This window comes from Onishia niordana (genome assembly GCF_004798965.1).
Taxonomy (GTDB): Bacteria; Pseudomonadota; Gammaproteobacteria; order Pseudomonadales; family Halomonadaceae; genus Onishia; species Onishia niordana.
In genome coordinates, this window is the sequence record NZ_SDSD01000006.1 from 257,273 (window position 1) to 275,546 (window position 18,274).

Genomic DNA, 18,274 nt, shown 5'->3' on the forward strand with positions numbered 1-18,274 from the left:
ACTCGATATGCAGCCTCAGCCGGCGTTTCTGCTGCACAAGCGTCCCTACCGCGAGACCAGCGCTCTGGTCGACCTGCTGACTCTGGACCATGGCCGTATTCGTGCCGTGGCCCAGGGCGTGCAGCGCCCAGGCAGCCGTTCCCGGGCGCGTCTGCAGCCTTTCACCCCCCTGCATCTGACCTGGGTAGGAAACGGAGAGTTGAAGCGTCTGCGGCTGATGGAAAGTACCGGCAGCGCGCCCATGTTGGCGGGCGAAGGGCTGCTATGTGGTTTCTATGCCAACGAACTCTTGACCCGACTGCTGCCGCTTGAGCTGCCGGTGGCCGAGGTCTTCGCTTTTTACGGCGCGGCACTCAAGTCGTTGCACCGCCCCAGTGATCGAGCCGGAGCCTTGCGGCGTCTGGAGTATGCGCTGCTCGAGGCGCTGGATGCCGAGCCAGTGTTCTGCGATCTCGACGGTGTCGAGCTTGATCCCCACACGCGCTATGTTTATCGCGCCCAGGCGCGGCGTTTCAGTGCCTTGGCCCACGACGACGGTGGCGGGCTCGATGGTCGCACCCTCAAACTGCTACAACAGGGTGATTGGGCCTCCCCCGGACTTGCGGCGCCCGCCCGTTCATTGGCCCGTGCCGCGTTGGCGCCACTGCTTGGCGAGCGCCCCCTGAAGGCCCGTGAATTGATGCAGCAGCTGGCCGCGCGTCGCCGTTCTGGCTGATAGTCACCATCTGCTCACGAATTTTCCCCCGATGACTTACTGGAGAGATTGCCATGCTCCCCCCTCGTATCCTGCTCGGCGTCAACATCGATCATATCGCCACCCTGCGACAGGCTCGCGGTACACGCTTCCCCGATCCGGTTCAGGCGGCCCTGCTCGCTGAAGAAGCCGGGGCCGATGGCATCACCGTTCATCTGCGCGAAGACCGTCGCCACATTCAGGAGCGCGACATTCGGCTCCTCGCCGAGGTGCTCAACACGCGCATGAACCTCGAAATGGCGGTGACGCCGGCGATGCTCGAGCTGGCCGAGGAGATTCGCCCGGCCCATGTTTGCCTGGTGCCGGAAAAGCGCGAGGAACTGACCACCGAGGGCGGGCTCGATGTGGCAGGCGCCAGCGATCACATTGCCGCCGCTTGCAAGCGCCTGGCCGCGGCGGGTTGCGAGGTATCACTTTTCATCGATCCAGAGCCTGCCCAGATCGAAGCGGCCAAGGCCTGCGGCGCACCGGTGATCGAGCTACATACGGGCGCCTATGCCGAGGCCAGCGGTGATGCGGCTAGGCGCGAGCACGCGCGGTTGAGTGCCGCTGCCGAGATGGCACTGGAAATGGGGTTGGTGGTCAATGCCGGCCATGGCCTGCATTATCATAACGTCGAGGCGATCGCCGCCATTCCAGGGCTGACCGAGCTCAATATCGGCCACGCGATCATCGCCCGCTCCCTGTTCGTGGGCCTCAAGGAGGCGGTGGCCGACATGAAGCGTCTGGCCATTGCCGGACAGGAAGCCGGCCTGGTGGCGGCGATGGAGGCTCACGACCACGATCATGATCATGACCACCACCATGATCACGGCGAGAGCTAGCCGGCATGATCCTCGGTATCGGCACCGATATCGCGCGGGTGGCGCGTTTCGAGGTCGCCATGGCGCGCCATGGCGATCGCCTCGCGGCGCGCCTGCTTGGGGAGCATGAGCTGAGTCGATTGGCGGAACACGCCCAGCCTGCCGCCTACCTGGCCAAACGCTTTGCTGCCAAGGAGGCCTTCGTCAAGGCGCTGGGTACCGGCATGCGCCAGGGCATGCGCTGGCGTGAGATTCAGGTGGTCAACGACCGCCTGGGCCGGCCCTCGCTGACCCTTTCCGGCCAGGCTCAACTGCTGGCCGAGCGCCTGGGCGTGACCGGCATGCATTTATCAATCTCCGATGAGGCCGAGCTTGCGCTTGCCCTGGTGGTACTCGAGGGCTAGTGGCGTCACCTGTTCCCGACGCTTAGGCCTGGCGAGCCTGCCAGGCACGCAAACGGCCCATCGCCGCATATAGCTCCCTGAGCATCGAACCGGTCGCCGCTACGCCCTGTACGCGCAGGCGTGTTTCCAGCGTCTCGGCGAGCAGCGCGAGCTGTGGTACCCCGCAATAGCGACAGGCGCCGTTGAGGTGATGGATGGCGTCCAGCATGGCTTCCTCGTCCTGAGCCTGCCAGGCCGCATCCAGGTTCGTCTCACTCTCGTCGAGGCTCTCCAGCAGCAGTGTCAGCGTCTTCAAGGCCAGGTCTTCCCGACCTCCGGCGAGTCGCGTTCCCATCTGCAGGTCCACCACTGCGAGCTCTCCATCGTCTTCTATATGGCCTTTACCTGACGATCCGAATGATGATGTCGATGGCTCCCCTAGGTGTTGTTGGTTGGGCTCGGGCAAGTTCAGTGATAGATGTTGGCCCAACAGTTTGACCAACCGCTGGGCATCGACGGGCTTGATCAGCACATCATGCATGCCGCAGCCAAGCAGACGTTGACGCTCTTCTTCCTGCGCATGTGCGGTGACCGCGATGATGGGACAGGTTCGCCAGTTGCCCCCCAGCCTGCGCAACGCCGTCATGGTGGCCTCACCATCCATGCCGGGCATGCGTATGTCCATCAATACCAGGTCGATACGCTCGCTCTGAGCCAACGCCAGGGCTTCTTCACCACTGGACGCCTGTAACGGCACAATGCCCGCTTCGCGCAGTAGCTCCTGGAGTAGCAGACGGTTGGATGCCACATCGTCGACGACCATGACTCTTGGCACGCTATCAACGGGCGCCTTGGGTAACATGGGCTGAGGAGCCGGCAGATTCGGACGCGCCGTCAGGCCGAGTTGTCTCTTGATCGTTTCCGCCAGGACCTGCCGCGATATCGGCTTGGTCAAGATTTCGCCACCGGTTGGAAGACGCAGATCCGGCATATCGTAGGGGCTGGCGTTGACCATCAGCACGGCTGGACTATTGTTCTCGCTCAAGCAGGCTTGCCAGCTTGCCAATCGCTCAGGGGCCAGATCTTCTATCCCTAGACCCGCCAGAACCATGTCAGGTAACGATGGCGAATGGCTGCTGGGGTGGTCGTCAGACGTCAAAACCTTGGCGTTCCAGCTCGACAACAAATGGTTGAGTGCACGCCGTGTGGGGACGTGGGGTTCATAGAGGGCGATGGCCCGGCCGCCCAGGTCGAGTTCCGGTAAGCGGTGTTCGTGCTGAGTGCCCAAGGGGAGGGTAAAGGAGAACACCGAGCCCTTACCGGGTTCGCTGGACATGGTAATGGCGCCACCCATCTGTTCGATTAGCTGGCGACAGATCAGCAGGCCAAGCCCTGTACCGCCGAACTGGCGGGTATCACTCGAATTCGCTTGGCTGAAGGCTTTGAAGAGACGCTCTCGCTGTTCCTTGGACAGGCCGATCCCGGTATCGCTGACGTTGATCTTGAGCGTGACCTGATGCGCTTGTGACTCTTCGAGCATCACGCGCACGATCACTTCACCGCGTTCGGTAAACTTGATGGCGTTGTTGATCAGGTTGGTCAGTACCTGACGGATACGCAGCGGGTCACCCTTAAGGTCAGTCGGCACGTCGTCGAATACCAGCCCGAGTAGATGCAGTCCTTTCTTATGTGCCTGGGGCGATTGTAGGCCAAGCACATCGTCCACCAGGGCGACCATGTCCAGGTGAACGCTCTCGAGTTCCAGTTTGCCAGCCTCTATCTTGGAAAAATCGAGGATGTCATTCACCAGCATCAGCAGGCTATCTGAGGTCTTCTGCATGTGCTCGAGCCAGTCTCTTTGACGGCTGTCCAGCCGCGAGCGTCCCAGCAACTGACAGAAGCCGATGATGCCGTTGAGGGGCGTGCGGATCTCGTGGCTCATGTTGGCCAGGAATTCTGACTTGATGCGGCTGGCTTCGAGCGCGCGCCGATGGGCTATATCGAGTTCGATATTCTTGACCTCGATGGTTTCCATCGACTCCTGCAGGTCCTCGGTGTTTTGTTCGATCTGCGCTTGCATGTCTTCCTGCACGCGCTCCAGGTGGTCGCGCAGCGCATTGACGCCTGCCATGAGCCCTGCCGTCTCCTGCGGGCCGTTTTCAGGTAGTCGGATGTCATTATCGCCACGATTGAGGCGGTCGAGTGCTGCCTGTATGGCATTCAAAGGCTCGGTGGTTCGACGGCTAACTGAATAGGCCAGCAGGAAGAGACCAAGACCTGCGATCAGTAAACCCAGACCATGAATCAGCAGGTGACGATAGTTGCTGAGGATAAGGTTTTGTGTGTCGACCTCTACTGCCAGCCACCGATCCTGAGTGCCTTCCAGGGGCAACGTCAGCTGCCAGTTGTCGCCATCGGTATCGAGCGTCGGGTCGCTTGGCTGGCGAGCCGAGGAACGGGGAGGCTGGCCGATCGAAAATAGGGGCGTGCCGTCTGCGGTGAGAAGGCGAACCGAGCGTATCTCGTCATTCTCAAGCAGGCTTTCGCCCAGTGCCTGCAATGTTTGCAGAGCGCTGTCTTGATGATGCTGAAGCGCTTCGCTCATCCCGCGGGCGGCAATGGATGCGCTTGACATCATGCGTTGCTGAAGGGCTGAGCGATGTTCATTGGCCTCGTGGGTCAGGGTCAGCGCAGAGGTGATGGCCAGCAAAGCCAGTGGCAGTAACGTCAGCCACAGCAGCAGGCGTGTCTTGATCGGCATGCACAATTCTCTAAAGGACTTCATTTGCACGCAGTATGCCATAGCCATTGTCGATCCCTGTCACCGCGACACGCCCGGCGATATAATGCGACCAAAGACTTTTCCAGAAGGAAGGTTAGATGGATTTTCCCACGCTCGAGGATGTGGTTGGCAATACCCCGCTGGTGCGCCTGAAGCGCATCGCCGCTGGCCACAACAACACGCTACTGGCCAAGCTCGAAGGCAACAACCCGGCGGGTTCAGTCAAGGATCGGCCGGCACTTTCGATGATCGCCGAGGCCGAAGCGCGTGGCGAGATTGCACCGGGCGATACGCTGATCGAGGCCACGTCAGGTAATACCGGCATTGCGCTGGCCATGGCTGCCGCCATGAAGGGATATCGCATGGTGCTGATCATGCCCGATAACGCCTCGAATGAGCGCAAGCAGGCAATGGCGGCCTTCGGCGCCGAGCTGATTCCGGTCACCCGGGAAGAGGGCATGGAGGGCGCACGGGATCTGGCCAATGCCATGGTTAGCCGCGGTGAGGGCAAACCGCTCAATCAGTTCGCCAATCCTGATAACCCCATGGCGCATTATCGCACCACCGGGCCAGAGCTGTGGCGCCAGACCGAGGGCACGATCACCCACTTCATCAGCTCGATGGGCACTACCGGCACCATCATGGGAGTGTCGCGCTATCTCAAGGAGCAGAACCCTGACGTGCAGGTCATCGGCCTGCAGCCAGAAGACGGCGCCAGCATCGCCGGCATCCGCCGTTGGCCGGAGGCCTATTTGCCGAGCATCTTCGAGCCGGCGCGTGTCGACCGGGTGATCGATGTGGGGCAAACCGAGGCGGAGGAGCACATGCGCCGGCTGGCCAGAGAAGAGGGGATCTTCGCCGGTGTTTCCTCCGGCGGCAGCCTCGCGGGGGCCCTCAAGGTCGCGGAGGAGGTCGAGAACGCCGTGATCGCCTTCATTGTCTGCGATCGAGGCGATCGTTATCTGTCGACTGGCCTCTACGCCCCGGAGCAATGACATGGCGATGCTAGGCAAACGCCGTGCGCCCAAAACCAGCACCAGGAAGACGTCGGAGCCGCGTCCGACGCAGCAGGTAGACGCTCAAGATCGAGCCGTGGATATTCTGCGGCTTGCCCATGACGGCCGAGGTGTGGCGCGCAATGCGCAAGGCAAGACCCTGTTTGTGGATCGCGCCTTACCTGGTGAGCGAGTCGAGGTGGCCGTCCACAAGAGCCGCCAACGCTTCGATGAAGCGCATGTGCGCGACGTGCTCACCGCCTCGCCCGATCGCGTTGAGCCAGTCTGCCCACATTTCGGCGTCTGTGGTGGCTGCGATCTGCAGCATCAGGCGCTTGAGGCCCAGCGTCATCATAAACAGCAGGTGCTCGTCGAACAGTTGGCTCGCCAGGGGCTCAAGCTCGCCGAATCGCCGACATGGCTGACTGCAGAGGGGTTGGGTTACCGGCGCCGTGCTCGGCTTGGCGTTAAGGTCGACGGTAGTGGCGATATTCACCTGGGCTTTCGTGCCCGGGGTAGCCACCACCTGATCGACATGTCGGTGTGTCCGGTACTGGTGCCGGCGCTTGCGGCCTTGCTGGCGCCACTGCGCGAGCATCTCGCAACGCTCGAGGCGCCCCGCCAAGTAGGGCACATTGAGCTCATCGCAAGCGACGCGGGCATCTGTCTGGTCGTACGTCAGTTGCGTGACCAGCCCAAGGACGCAGAACGCTGGAAGGCTTTCGCCGGTGTCCATGAGCTGTCGCTTGGCTGGTGGGTCGGCCGAGACTCGCCCCAACTCGAGTGGCTGACGGAGACACCGGATCTTCATTACCACCTGACGCTACCCGCGTCGGATGAGTCTCACGTGCCCACGCGAGAACTGGTGCTGGGCTTCTCACCGGGTGACTTTCTGCAGGTCAATGCCGCCGTCAACCAGCGCCTGGTCGACACCGCGCTCGAGTGGCTGTCACCTCGCGCTGGCGAGCGGGTGCTCGACTGCTTCGCCGGGGGGGGCAACTTCAGCCTGGCCCTCGCTGCTTTTACCGGGGACGTCACTGGGGTAGAAGGCAACCCGCTGATGGTCGAGCGTCTGGCTGCCAACGCTCATCGAAACGGTCTTGGCGGGATCACGGCTCGCCAGGCTGACCTGAGTCGCGACGATCAGGCTCGCGCCTTGATGGCCGATGCCGATTGGGACCTGGTCGTGCTTGATCCACCCCGGGAGGGCGCTGAAGCGCTAGCCAGACAGCTAGCCGCCTCCCGAGTTGGGCGTATTCTCTATGTGTCCTGCGACTCGGCGACGCTTGCCCGGGATGCGGCGCACCTGGTGGCCGCTGGCTATCGGATCAAACGCGCCGCCGTCGCCGACATGTTTGCCCAGACCGCCCACCTCGAGTCTGTGTTGTTGTTTGAGCACCCCGAATTTCCTGCGTCCGCCAAGGCCGGCGCAGATGGCAAAGGAGTGAAGCACCATGGTGAAGGTGCGTGATGACCAGCCGCTGACCGCTGATGGTTCGGTGGATATTGATCAATGGCTGGCACATCTCGGCGAAGAAGTCGTACTGACCGACAAAAGCCGGATGCGTGAGGCCTGTGAACTGGCAAAGCGTCTTTCAGAACAGGCCAGCCAGGCGCAGCAGTTCGGGTTGGGTTATGGCTCCAGCTATCGCATGAGCCTGGAGATGGCCGACATCCTCAGTGAACTCAAGCTCGACCAGGTCGCACTCGAAGCCGCCGTGCTGTATCGCTCGGTGCGCGTCAAGCTGATCTCGGTCGAAGCCGTCGAGAAGCGTTTTGGCAAGGAAGTCGCCAGTCTGATCGAGGGCGTGTTGCAGATGGCGGCGATCAGCCATCAGGCCCTGCCCAGTCAGGACATGTCCCAGTACAACCAGCAGGACAACCTGCGACGCATGTTGGTCACCATGATCGACGACGTGCGCGTGGCGCTGATCAAGATTGCCGAGCGGACCTGCGCCCTGCGTCAGGTCAAGGACGCGACCCGCGACAAGCGCTTGCGGGTCGCTCGTGAAGTCTTCGATATCTACGCTCCGCTGGCACACCGGCTGGGCATCGGCCATCTCAAGTGGGAGCTCGAGGACCTGTCCTTTCGCTATCTCCACGAGGCCGAGTACAAGTCGATTGCCAAGCAGCTGGCCGAGAAGCGACTCGACCGTACGCGCTACATCAACGATGTCGTGGGCACGCTCGAGCAGCTTCTTGAAGCTCAGGAGATCCACGAGTACGACGTCGACGGGCGCGCCAAGCACATCTATTCAATCTGGCGGAAGATGCAGCGCAAGCACATCGACTTCTCCCAGGTTTATGACGTGCGCGCGGTGCGCATCCTGGTGCCTCGCGTAGCCGATTGCTATACGGTGCTGGGTATCGTGCATTCGCGCTGGCATCACGTGCCCAACGAGTTTGACGACTACATCGCCAATCCCAAGAAGAATGGCTATCAGTCGCTGCACACCGCCGTGTTTGGCCCCGAAAACAAGGTGCTCGAGATCCAGATTCGCACCTTCGCCATGCATGAAGAAGCGGAGCTCGGGGTCTGTGCCCATTGGCGTTACAAGGGGCACGATACCAAGGCCAAGAGCCGCAGCTACGAGGACAAGATAGCCTGGCTGCGCCAGGTGCTCGAATGGCAGGAGGAGGTCGGCGGGTTTGGCGACCTGCGCGAAGAGCTATCCAGTGATGTGGCGCCTGACCGCATCTACGTCTTCACGCCCGAGGGTCACGTCATTGACCTGCCGCGGATCGCCACGCCGATCGATTTCGCCTACCGGGTACATACCGAGATCGGCCACCGTTGTCGCGGTGCCAAGGTCAATGGCCGTATCGTGCCCCTGACGTACGAGCTCTCGACAGGCCAGCAGGTGGAAATCCTCACGGCCACCAAGGGCGGCCCCAGTCGCGACTGGCTGAATCCTTCGTTAGGCTTCGTCCGTACCTCCAGAGCTCGCGCCAAGATCCAGGCCTGGTTCAAGCAACAGGCCCGCGGTCAAAATCTCGAGGAAGGCAAGGCACTCTTCGACAAGGAAATGAAGCGCCTCGACGTCGAGGGTATCGACCTCAAGACCCTGGCGGAGAAGGTCAACTACTCGACCTCGGAGGACATGTACGCAGCCATCGGCGCCGGGGATCTGCGCATCGGCCAGGTGCTGAATCAGGCCCAGCAATTGTTTGGCGAGAGCGATGATCAGGAGCAACTTGATCGGCTACTGGCCAAGCCGCGCCGCGAGAAGCATACCGCCGGCAGTCAGGACATCACCGTGCTCGGGGTCGGTAACCTCAAGACCAGCATGGCGAATTGCTGTCACCCGGTGCCGGGCGAAGCGATCGTTGGCTTCATCACGCAGGGCCGCGGCGTCACTATACACCGTCAGGATTGCCCCAATATTCTCCAGCTAAGCCTCGACGAGCCCAAGCGCATCATCGAGGTCGAATGGGGAGAGCGGGCGGTGACTCGCTACCCGGTCGATATCGAAATCGAGGCGTGGGATCGCTCCGGTTTGCTGCGTGATGTGACCAGCGTGCTGGGTAACGACAAGGTCAACGTGTTGTCCGTGAATACCCAGACCGATGAGGCCGAGGGGCTGGCGATAATGACCATCACGCTCGAGGTCGATGGCCTGGAGACCCTGGGGCGGCTGTTCTCGCGCATCCAGCAGCTCTCCAATGTGCTCGACGTCAAACGCCTGAGAAGTGGCGGCAAGGCCAGCGGAAAAGGGAAGCGATCATGAACGAGCGTCACAGCCTGGACGATCTGCTGACGCTAATGTCGGTACTGCGCGATGCAGAGCAGGGCTGTCCCTGGGATCTCAAGCAGGACTGGGACTCGATCGTGCCGCACACTCTCGAGGAGGCCTATGAGGTCGCCGATGCCATCGAGCGCCGCGCCTTCGATGAGTTGCCCGGCGAGCTCGGGGATCTGTTGTTCCAGGTGATCTATTACAGCCAGTTTGGCCATGAGGAGGGTCGATTTGACTTCCATGAGGTGGTCCATGTGCTGACCGCCAAGATGCTGCGCCGTCATCCGCATGTCTTTCCCGATGGCACCCTGAGATCGCGTCGCGATAGTGATGCCGCTGCCCAGGTGGAGACCGCACAAGTGCATTCCCGCTGGGAGTCCCTCAAAGCCGAGGAGCGCGCCGAGCGAGCACGTCCTGATGCCGAGGCCCATTCGGTGCTCGACGACGTCCCCCGTAGCTTGCCGGCACTCAGCCGTGCCGCCAAGCTTTCCAAGCGCGCCGCGCGGGTTGGCTTCGACTGGCCCGATCATCGCGGCGTACTGGAGAAGATTCGAGAAGAGCTCGACGAGGTCGAGGAGGCGCTGGCCGCCGGTGATCAGGAACAGGCCGGCGAGGAAGTGGGTGACCTGCTGTTCGCCGTCGTCAACCTGGCCCGCACTCTCAAGACTGATCCCGAGCAGCGTCTGCGTGGCACTAATGCCAAGTTCGAGCGTCGTTTTCGCCACGTGGAGGCAGCTCTAGCAAGCGAAGGCAAGTCACCCGGTCAGGCGGCACTCGACGATATGGAAGTGCATTGGCAAGCGGCCAAGGCGCTAGAAAAGGATGCTTGATCAAAGGGGTTGAGTGACCTCATTGCAAATTACAGGGTGGGGCGTAGCGAGTGACCCATTGAAGTGGCGGTTCAATAATACCGATAGCCGACAGGAGGGATGTCTGTGAGCGATGATCTGCATGAATCCTTGCGAGAGAACGTCCGCGTACTGGGTGATAGCCTGGGCCGCACCATCGCCGATGATCAGGGCGAAAGCTTTGTCGACAAGATTGAGACCATCCGCGGCTTCGCCAAGCGCGGCCGGCAGGGGGATACCGAAGGCCGGCGCGAGCTGATCGAGTACCTGCGCCGGCTGCCGGATCGTGACCTCTTGCCGGTGACGCGCGCCTTCAACCAGTTCTTGAATCTTGCCAATATCGCCGAGCAGCACTATCGCGCGCGTTTTCGTCGCGTCGAGGATTATAAGCCGGGCTCGCAGCCCGAGCTTGGCGACCTGATCGCTCGCGCTCGCAAGGCCGGACACTCGCCTCGCGAGTTGGTCGAGTCGTTGGCCAGCATGCGCGTCGAGCTGGTGTTGACCGCGCATCCCACCGAGGTGATTCGCCGCACGCTGATTCAGAAATACGATGCCATCGACGACTGCCTGACCGGTCTCGAATCATCTGTCGATTCCGTCGAGAAGCAGTCGCGGGTCCATGGCCGGCTGGAAGAGTTGATCAGTCAGGCCTGGCACACCGACGAGATTCGCCACGAGCGTCCCTCGCCGGTCGATGAGGCCAAGTGGGGCTTTGCCGTGATCGAGAACTCGCTGTGGCAGGCGGTGCCCGATTTCCATCGTGACCTCGACAACCTGTTGCTCGAGGCGGCTGGCGAGCGCCTGCCGCTGGATGCCGCGCCGCTGCGCTTTGCCTCCTGGATGGGGGGTGACCGCGATGGCAACCCCAATGTCACCGCCAAGGTTACCCGCGAGGTCCTGTTGCTGGGCCGCTGGATGGCGGCGGATCTTTATCTGCGCGATCTCGATCAGCTCAAGGCCGAGCTGTCGATGTGGAAGGCCAATAGCGCCCTGCGTGCGGAGGTGAGTGATGCCCAGGAGCCCTATCGGGAGCTGCTCAAGCGCGTCTCTACCAAGCTCGAGGCGACCCGTGACTGGGCCAAGGCGGCTCTTGACGGTGAGCCCCATGAGGGTGGGCCGATCATCGAGCATCGTGACCAGCTCTATGCGCCGCTGCTGGCGTGTTACCGCTCGCTGTGCGATGTCGGCCTGGATACCATCGCCAATGGCGTGCTGCTGGATACCCTTCGCCGTGTCGCCGTGTTTGGCGTCACCCTTACCAAGCTCGATCTGCGTCAAGAATCGTCTCGTCATAGCCAGGTGTTCGACGAGCTGACTGACTACCTGGGACTGGGCCGTTACCAGGAGTGGGACGAGGCCAAGCGTCAGGACTTTCTGCTTGGCGAGCTTACGTCCCGCCGCCCGCTGATTCCGCGTCGCTGGGAGTGTTCCGAGGAAACCCGCGAGGTCATCGATACCTTTCGGGTGATCGCCTCCGAGAAGCGCGAGGCGCTGGGCACCTACATCATTTCCATGGCCGGACAGCCTTCCGACGTACTGGCGGTTGCCCTGCTAATGAAAGAGGTCGGTGGCGATGTCACCCTGCCCATCGCGCCGCTTTTCGAGACGCTGGATGATTTGAATCGGGCCGGTGATGTCATCGACCGGCTGCTGGCGCTGCCGGACTATCGCCGCCTGGCCGGTGACGAGCAGGAGGTAATGATTGGTTACTCCGACTCGGCCAAGGATGCCGGGCAATTGGCCGCTGCCTGGGCCCAGTACCGGTCACAAGAAACCCTGGTCGAGGTCTGCAAGCGCCACGGAGTGAATCTGACCCTTTTCCATGGTCGCGGTGGCACTGTCGGCCGAGGGGGCGGCCCGGCGCATGCGGCGATACTTTCCCAACCGCCAGGCTCGGTAAATGGCAGCCTCAGGGTCACCGAGCAAGGGGAGATGATCCGCTTCAAGTTTGGTCAGCCGGATATCGCTCTGCGTTCGATGGAAATTTACGCCTGCGCGGTGCTGGAGGCGACACTCTTGCCACCGCCGTCACCCGAGCCCGTCTGGCGGGAGGAGATGGATCACCTGGCCGAGGTCGCCCACCAGGCCTACGTGGGGGTCGTGCGCGAGAACCCGGATTTCGTGCCCTATTTCCGCGCCGTGACACCGGAAGGGGCACTGGGCCGCTTGCCATTGGGCTCGCGTCCGGCCAAGCGTCGCCAGGATGGTGGCGTCGAGACGCTGCGAGCGATCCCCTGGATCTTCGCCTGGACCCAGACCCGGTTGATGCTGCCGGCCTGGTTGGGTAGCGGCGAGGCCTTCGTCCAGCGACTTGCCGAGCCAGGAGGGCTCGAGCGCTTGCAGGAGATGCGCCGCCGCTGGCCCTTCTTCGGCACCTACCTGGATATGTTGGAGATGCTCTCCGCCAAGGCCGATGTCGAGATTGCTGCCTACTACGAGCGTCGCTTGGTCGATGAGCCCGGGCTTCTGGAGCTGGGCGAAGAGTTGCGCGGACGTTTTACCAAGCTGCAGGCGGGACTGCTCGATATCCTCGACCAGCGCGAGCTCCTTGAAAATACGCCGCTCATCCATCAGGCCATTCAGGTACGTAATCCCTATATCGATCCGTTGCACGGCTTGCAGGCCGAACTCCTGCAGCGTAATCGGGATGCCGATGGGGCGATCAGCCCGGCGCTGACACGTGCGTTGATGGTGACCATGGCGGGCATATCCGCGGGGCTTCGCAACACCGGCTAACCCCCAACGTTATGATGACGTGGTGGTTGGTTTATCCGCGCCGGCCCCTGTCTGGAGGTACGTGCAATGCGTACCTCCAAACTCCATTGCTGCACGCCCCCACCCACGCGCTTTATGTCATGACCCTTGATAGGGGAGTGACAGAGGCGCGTTGTCAGAGGGCGTAGCAGTTCGTCTGTGTGCCGCCCTTTCTTTAGTGACTTTCTTCAGCCCCTTGCTCTAGTGCCTTGCTTTAACCCCTTGCTGGAGGACTTTCCTGTAGTACCTTTCTCTAAGTACCTTTCGCTAAGTACCTTTCTCTAAGTGCGTTGGGCTTGACGCTGCGCGGAAGCTGGCGCAAGCTGATCCGTAATCAAACGGCCGTATGAATGCGCGGTCGGGCACCGGCATCCAACCCTGCGTGGAGATTCGTGGATGATCTATCAAGGCAAGGCCATTACGGTGGCGAGCGATATCCAAAACGGCGACGCCCCCATCGCCACGCTCACCTTCGATCTGAAGGATGAGTCGGTCAATAAACTCTCCAGCGCGGTGGTCACCGAGCTGGGCGAGGCCATCGAGGCCATTGCGGCGACTCAGGGCCTCGGCGGGCTGGTGATCACCAGTGCCAAGGACGCCTTCATCGTCGGCGCCGATATCACCGAGTTTCATGGCCTGTTCGAGAAGGGCGAGGACTACCTGGTCGAGATGAATCAGAAGGTGCATGCCATCTTCAATCGCATCGAAGACCTGCCGTTCCCTACCGTCACCGCCATCAACGGCCTGGCGCTGGGTGGCGGCTGCGAGGTCACCCTGACCACCGATTTCCGTGTCATGGCGGACAGCGCCAAGATCGGCCTGCCCGAGACCAAGCTCGGTATCCTGCCCGGTTGGGGTGGCTGCGTGCGGCTGCCGCGGCTGATCGGTGCCGATAACGCCATCGAGTGGATCGCTGGTGGCACCGAGAACCGCGCCGATGCTGCCCTAAATATCGGCGCCGTGGATGTGGTGGTGCCGAGCGAGCGCCTCGAGGCCGCCGCACGCGACATCCTGGCCCGTGCCATGAGTGGTGAGCTTGATTATCAAGCTCGCCGCGACGAGAAGACTTCGCCGCTCAAGCTCGATGCCATCGAGCAGATGATGGCCTTCGAGACCGCCAAGGGCTATGTGGCCGGCAAGGCGGGCCCGCATTATCCGGCGCCGATCGAGGCCATCAAGGTGATCCAGAAGGGCGCCGGCGAGGGCCGCGAGCGCTGCCAGGCCATCGAGGCCAAGGCCTTCGCCAAGCTGGCGCTGACTGACGTCTGCTATAACTTGGTCGGGCTGTTCATGAACGATCAGCTGGTCAAGAAGAAGGGCAGCCAGTACGCCAAGCAGGCGAAACCGGTCAATCAGACCGCGGTGCTGGGCGCCGGTATCATGGGCGGCGGCATCGCCTACCAGAGCGCCTCGAAGGGTACGCCGATCCTGATGAAAGACATCAAGGACGACGCCATCGAGCTGGGTCTCAAGGAAGCGCGCAAGCTGTTCGCCAAGCAGGTCGAGCGCAAAAAGCTGACCACCGAGACGATGGCCGAGAAGCTTACCAACATTCGTCCCACGCTTTCCTACGGCGACTTCGGTCACGTCGACCTGGTGGTCGAGGCCGTGGTCGAGAATCCCAAGGTCAAGGACGGCGTGCTCACCGAGGTGGAAGGCTATGTCGGCGAGGACACCATCCTCACCTCCAATACCTCGACCATCTCGATCACCCGCCTGGCCGAGAACCTCAAGCGCCCCGAGAACTTCTGCGGGATGCACTTCTTCAACCCGGTGCACCGCATGCCCCTGGTCGAGGTGATACGCGGCGAGAAGACCTCTGACGCCGCCGTGGCCGCTACCGTTTCCTATGCCCGTGCCATGGGCAAGACGCCGATCGTGGTCAATGACTGCCCGGGGTTCTTGGTCAATCGTGTGCTCTTCCCCTACTTCGGCGGCTTCAGCCTACTGGTCGAGCAGGGCGCCGACTTCCGCCGGGTCGACAAGATCATGGAGAAGTTCGGTTGGCCGATGGGACCTGCCTATCTGCTCGACGTGGTGGGCATGGACACCGCCGTGCACGCCAACGAGGTGATGGCTGAGGGCTTCCCGGATCGCATGGCCCGCGAGGGCAAAACCGCCATACAGGCGATGTATGAGGCCGAGCGCCTGGGCCAGAAGAATGCCAAGGGCTTCTACGCCTACGAGGAAGACAAGAAGGGCAAGCCGAAGAAGGTCGAAGACGAGGCGGCGCTTTCCCTGGTCAAGGAACTCGCGACCGATAGCCAGGAATTCTCCGATGATGAAATCATCGCACGCATGATGGTACCGCTGTGCCTGGAGACCGTGCGCTGCCTGGAAGACAACATCGTCGCCACCCCCGCCGAGGCCGACATGGCGCTGATCTACGGCATCGGCTTCCCGCCGTTCCGTGGCGGTGCGCTGCGCTATATCGATGCCATGGGCGTGGACGCCTTTGTCGCCCAGGCCGAGCGCCTGGCCGAGGAGCTGGGGCCCCTCTATGCGCCCACCGACAAATTGCGCGCCATGGCCCGTGCCGGCGAGCGTTTCTATTCCGATGCCGCCGCTTCTAGCACCGATTCCAGCCCTAAGCCGGCCTGATCCACCACGTACAGAGAGGTTGAAGATGAGTTTGAATCCAAGAGATATCGTGGTGGTCGACGGCGTACGGACCGCCATGGCCAAGGCCAAGAACGGCGCCTTCCGCCATGTGCGCGCCGAGAATCTGTCGGCGTCGGTGATGCAGGCGCTGTTCGATCGTAACCCGGGGCTCAATGCCGATGAGGTCGACGATGTGATCTGGGGCTGCGTTAATCAGACCCTCGAACAATCCATGAATATCGCCCGCAATGCGGCGATCATGACCGGCATCCCGCGTACCGTGCCGGCTCAGACCGTCAATCGGCTGTGCGGCTCCTCGATGAGCGCGTTGCATATCGCCAGCGCTAACATCAAGGCCGGCATGGGCGATTTCTACATCATCGGCGGCGTCGAGCACATGGAGCACGTGCCGATGACGCATGGCGTCGATGTGAACCCGGCCGCCAGCAAGCATGCCGCCAAGGCGGCAATGATGATGGGCCTGACCGCCGAACTGCTGGGCAAGATGCACAATATCAGCCGCGAGCAGCAGGACGCCTTCGGCGTGCGCTCTCATCAGCGTGCCCAGGCGGCAAGCGATGCCGGCCGCTTCGACAACGAGATCATCAGCGTCGAAGGCCATAATGCCGAAGGCTTCAAGGTGCGTGTCGACCGTGACGAGGTGATCCGCGGCGAGGCGAGCCTGGAGTCCATGGGGGCTCTGAAGCCGGTCTTCGACCCGCGCCACGGCACCGTCACCGCCGGCACTTCCTCGGCGCTGTCGGTGGGGGCGAGCGGCATGGCGGTCATGAGCTACGAGCGCGCCCAGGCGCTGGGCCTCGAGCCGATCGCCCGGGTGCTGTCTACCGGTGTGGCCGGCTGTGACGCCTCGATCATGGGCTATGGCCCGGTGCCGGCGACCAAGAAGGCCCTCAAGGCGGCCGGACTGACCATCGATGACATCCAGACCGTTGAGCTCAACGAGGCCTTCGCCGCCCAGTCGCTGCCGGTGCTCAAGGATCTTGGCCTTCACGATCGCATGGACGAGGTGGTCAACCTGAATGGCGGCGCCATAGCCCTGGGTCACCCGCTGGGCTGCTCGGGGTCGCGGATCTGCACCACCCTGCTCAACGTGATGGAGCAGCAGGACACCCGCCTGGGACTTGCCACCATGTGTATCGGCATGGGGCAGGGCGTGGCAACCATCTTCGAGCGGTTGAAGTAACCCCCCGCTAGAACGCTGCGATAGAAACAATAACGGCGCCCCACGGGGCGCCGTTGGCGTTTCTGGGCGCTGCGTTGCTTACTGCTGCGCCTGATAGGCATCGAAGGCCTTTGTCAGGATGTCGCGTGCGTCGTTGGCATCGCCGAAGCCGTTCAGCTCTATATCGCCACCATCCGGGAGATCCTTGTAAACGCGGAAGAACGCGTTGATGCGTTCCGCCTGCATCTCGGGAAGATCCTCAATAGCCTGGACGTCGGCATAGCTCGGGTCGACATCGTTGGTCGGCACGGCAATGATCTTGTCGTCGGCTTCGCCGTCGTCGACCATGCGTAGCACGCCGATGGCCCTGACCTTGATGACCGCGCCGGGATAAATGCTGTCGCGGGTCAGCACGAGGGCGTCTAGCGAATCGCCATCGCCACCTGCAGAACTGGTGATGGAGCCGTAGTTGGCCGGGTAGCGGACCGGCATCGAGACGTAACGATCAACGATCAACTGCCCATGCTCAGCATTGATCTCATACTTGGTGAAGCTACCGGCGGGAATCTCGTTGACCACGTTGAAGCTGGCTGGTGCATCATCGGTTTGCGGGTAATCAAAGACATTCTGCTGCGCTTGAGCGGACGCGGTAAATAGCAGGCCAGCGGCTAGTAGAGAAGAGATGGCGACTTTTATGAAACCTCGTCCTGTCTTGGGAAGTGAGATTTCCAGTCTATTCAGCGAAGGGTGACGGGGGCGTGACAGCCTTCTGGTTTCTGCGGCCCAGGCGATGAGCCTTATCGGAACCTCTGTTGCATTTGTCGCCCTCAGACTTCATGACGTTCACCAGATTCCCGCATCCAGCCCGGCGGCCAGGTAGAGCCCTCGTTCCTCGACCTGCTCGGCGAAGCCGTCCTGCCAGTTGTCGCGAAGCACCAGGGGCGTCTGCACCCACCGCCAGCGCAGTCCGGTGATGATCGACTCCACCGCCCGAGTGCTGTCCGCCGGTTAATTCGGGGGCGTGTGAATTAACGTAAAAGCACGTTAAATTAGGTGGTAGTGCAGCGTTCGTTTCCCGGGGCAGGGGAGTGGGCCTGAGAGGGTCGCGACGGTCAGGAAGGTAGTGCCTGTTTGGCCCCACCCGGCGGTAGCGTAGGAGGCGTGAGTTGCGAGGGGACGTGCGCAGAGTGGTAGCTGGAATCGACCCAAAGTGGCCTTCCCGGCAAAGGCAGCAGGCGTGTTTATTGGTGTTATATAGCCACGTAAACGAAAATGCAAAGAAAAATCAATTGGTTGGTGTGACGGTATAAGAATATTGAACGCGCGTGCTCGTTCAAGTCAATAAACGAGCGCGCTATCTAATACCTGTTGAACTAAACCGCTTCGCGGTAGCTGTCGTCGAATCCTGTCTTTCGCCTCATCGAACCACACTGT

12 protein-coding genes and 1 pseudogene are annotated in these 18,274 nt (G+C 61.8%); 10 read left to right on the top strand and 3 right to left on the bottom strand.

Annotation, left to right across the window (positions count from 1 at the left end; genetic code table 11):
- The first annotated feature begins 7 nt into the window (after positions 1-7).
- From recO to acpS, 3 genes are read left to right on the top strand one after another with little or no spacing between them, the layout of a single operon-like run.
- The gene (gene recO, locus ETC27_RS13065; RefSeq protein ID WP_136255432.1) at positions 8-715 is read left to right on the top strand and encodes a DNA repair protein RecO; all 708 of its coding nucleotides are present in this window, start codon (positions 8-10) and stop codon (positions 713-715) included.
- Between the two features lie 53 nt (positions 716-768).
- Positions 769-1,578, top strand: a complete 810-nt coding sequence (gene pdxJ / locus ETC27_RS13070) for a pyridoxine 5'-phosphate synthase (RefSeq protein WP_136255433.1) — start codon at positions 769-771, stop codon at positions 1,576-1,578.
- Positions 1,579-1,583: 5 nt separating this feature from the next.
- The gene (gene acpS, locus ETC27_RS13075) at positions 1,584-1,961 is read left to right on the top strand and encodes a holo-ACP synthase (RefSeq protein WP_136255434.1); all 378 of its coding nucleotides are present in this window, start codon (positions 1,584-1,586) and stop codon (positions 1,959-1,961) included.
- Between the two features lie 22 nt (positions 1,962-1,983).
- Here acpS and ETC27_RS13080 read toward each other — a convergent pair whose 3' ends face one another.
- On the bottom strand, positions 1,984-4,701 hold the full coding sequence (locus tag ETC27_RS13080; protein WP_136255435.1) for an ATP-binding protein: 2,718 nt from the start codon (positions 4,699-4,701) through the stop codon (positions 1,984-1,986).
- Positions 4,702-4,820: 119 nt separating this feature from the next.
- On the opposite strand from ETC27_RS13080, the gene cysM reads away from it, so the two are divergent.
- The 7 genes from cysM (at position 4,821) to fadA (ending at position 16,861) form a co-directional block, all read left to right on the top strand.
- The gene (cysM, locus tag ETC27_RS13085) at positions 4,821-5,717 is read left to right on the top strand and encodes a cysteine synthase CysM (RefSeq protein ID WP_136255436.1); all 897 of its coding nucleotides are present in this window, start codon (positions 4,821-4,823) and stop codon (positions 5,715-5,717) included.
- Position 5,718: 1 nt separating this feature from the next.
- Complete coding sequence (gene rlmD, locus ETC27_RS13090; protein WP_136255437.1) at positions 5,719-7,188, top strand: 23S rRNA (uracil(1939)-C(5))-methyltransferase RlmD; 1,470 nt, start codon at positions 5,719-5,721, stop codon at positions 7,186-7,188.
- Positions 7,172-9,445 carry a GTP diphosphokinase gene (relA, locus tag ETC27_RS13095; protein ID WP_136255438.1) on the top strand — a complete coding sequence of 758 codons (2,274 nt, stop codon included), beginning with the start codon at positions 7,172-7,174 and terminating at the stop codon, positions 9,443-9,445. The genes rlmD and relA overlap by 17 nt, the downstream gene beginning before the upstream one ends.
- Positions 9,442-10,284 carry a nucleoside triphosphate pyrophosphohydrolase gene (gene mazG / locus ETC27_RS13100; RefSeq protein WP_136255439.1) on the top strand — a complete coding sequence of 281 codons (843 nt, stop codon included), beginning with the start codon at positions 9,442-9,444 and terminating at the stop codon, positions 10,282-10,284. The genes relA and mazG overlap by 4 nt, the downstream gene beginning before the upstream one ends.
- Positions 10,285-10,389: 105 nt before the next feature.
- Complete coding sequence (gene ppc, locus ETC27_RS13105; protein ID WP_136255440.1) at positions 10,390-13,038, top strand: phosphoenolpyruvate carboxylase; 2,649 nt, start codon at positions 10,390-10,392, stop codon at positions 13,036-13,038.
- 414 nt (positions 13,039-13,452) lie between these two features.
- On the top strand, positions 13,453-15,657 hold the full coding sequence (fadB, locus tag ETC27_RS13110; RefSeq protein ID WP_136255441.1) for a fatty acid oxidation complex subunit alpha FadB: 2,205 nt from the start codon (positions 13,453-13,455) through the stop codon (positions 15,655-15,657).
- A gap of 25 nt (positions 15,658-15,682) precedes the next feature.
- Entirely contained in the window at positions 15,683-16,861 is a 1,179-nt protein-coding gene (fadA, locus tag ETC27_RS13115) for an acetyl-CoA C-acyltransferase FadA (RefSeq protein WP_136255442.1), read from the top strand.
- A 78-nt stretch (positions 16,862-16,939) separates the two neighbouring features.
- Here fadA and ETC27_RS13120 read toward each other — a convergent pair whose 3' ends face one another.
- The gene (locus tag ETC27_RS13120) at positions 16,940-17,419 is read right to left on the bottom strand and encodes an inorganic diphosphatase (protein ID WP_240724910.1); all 480 of its coding nucleotides are present in this window, start codon (positions 17,417-17,419) and stop codon (positions 16,940-16,942) included.
- 264 nt (positions 17,420-17,683) lie between these two features.
- A pseudogene (locus tag ETC27_RS13125) lies at positions 17,684-17,833 on the bottom strand (flavodoxin family protein); the annotation flags it as partial.
- Positions 17,834-18,274 lie beyond the last annotated feature (441 nt).

What these genes read in the sequence shown, in the direction of transcription:
- recO (WP_136255432.1), top strand. Translation starts at nt 8, where the DNA reads ATGCAGCCTCAGCCGGCGTTTCTGCTGCACAAGCGTCCCTACCGCGAG.
- pdxJ (WP_136255433.1), top strand. Translation starts at nt 769, where the DNA reads ATGCTCCCCCCTCGTATCCTGCTCGGCGTCAACATCGATCATATCGCC.
- acpS (WP_136255434.1), top strand. Translation starts at nt 1,584, where the DNA reads ATGATCCTCGGTATCGGCACCGATATCGCGCGGGTGGCGCGTTTCGAG.
- ETC27_RS13080 (WP_136255435.1), bottom strand. Translation starts at nt 4,701, where the DNA reads ATGCCGATCAAGACACGCCTGCTGCTGTGGCTGACGTTACTGCCACTG.
- cysM (WP_136255436.1), top strand. Translation starts at nt 4,821, where the DNA reads ATGGATTTTCCCACGCTCGAGGATGTGGTTGGCAATACCCCGCTGGTG.
- rlmD (WP_136255437.1), top strand. Translation starts at nt 5,719, where the DNA reads ATGGCGATGCTAGGCAAACGCCGTGCGCCCAAAACCAGCACCAGGAAG.
- relA (WP_136255438.1), top strand. Translation starts at nt 7,172, where the DNA reads ATGGTGAAGGTGCGTGATGACCAGCCGCTGACCGCTGATGGTTCGGTG.
- mazG (WP_136255439.1), top strand. Translation starts at nt 9,442, where the DNA reads ATGAACGAGCGTCACAGCCTGGACGATCTGCTGACGCTAATGTCGGTA.
- fadB (WP_136255441.1), top strand. Translation starts at nt 13,453, where the DNA reads ATGATCTATCAAGGCAAGGCCATTACGGTGGCGAGCGATATCCAAAAC.
- fadA (WP_136255442.1), top strand. Translation starts at nt 15,683, where the DNA reads ATGAGTTTGAATCCAAGAGATATCGTGGTGGTCGACGGCGTACGGACC.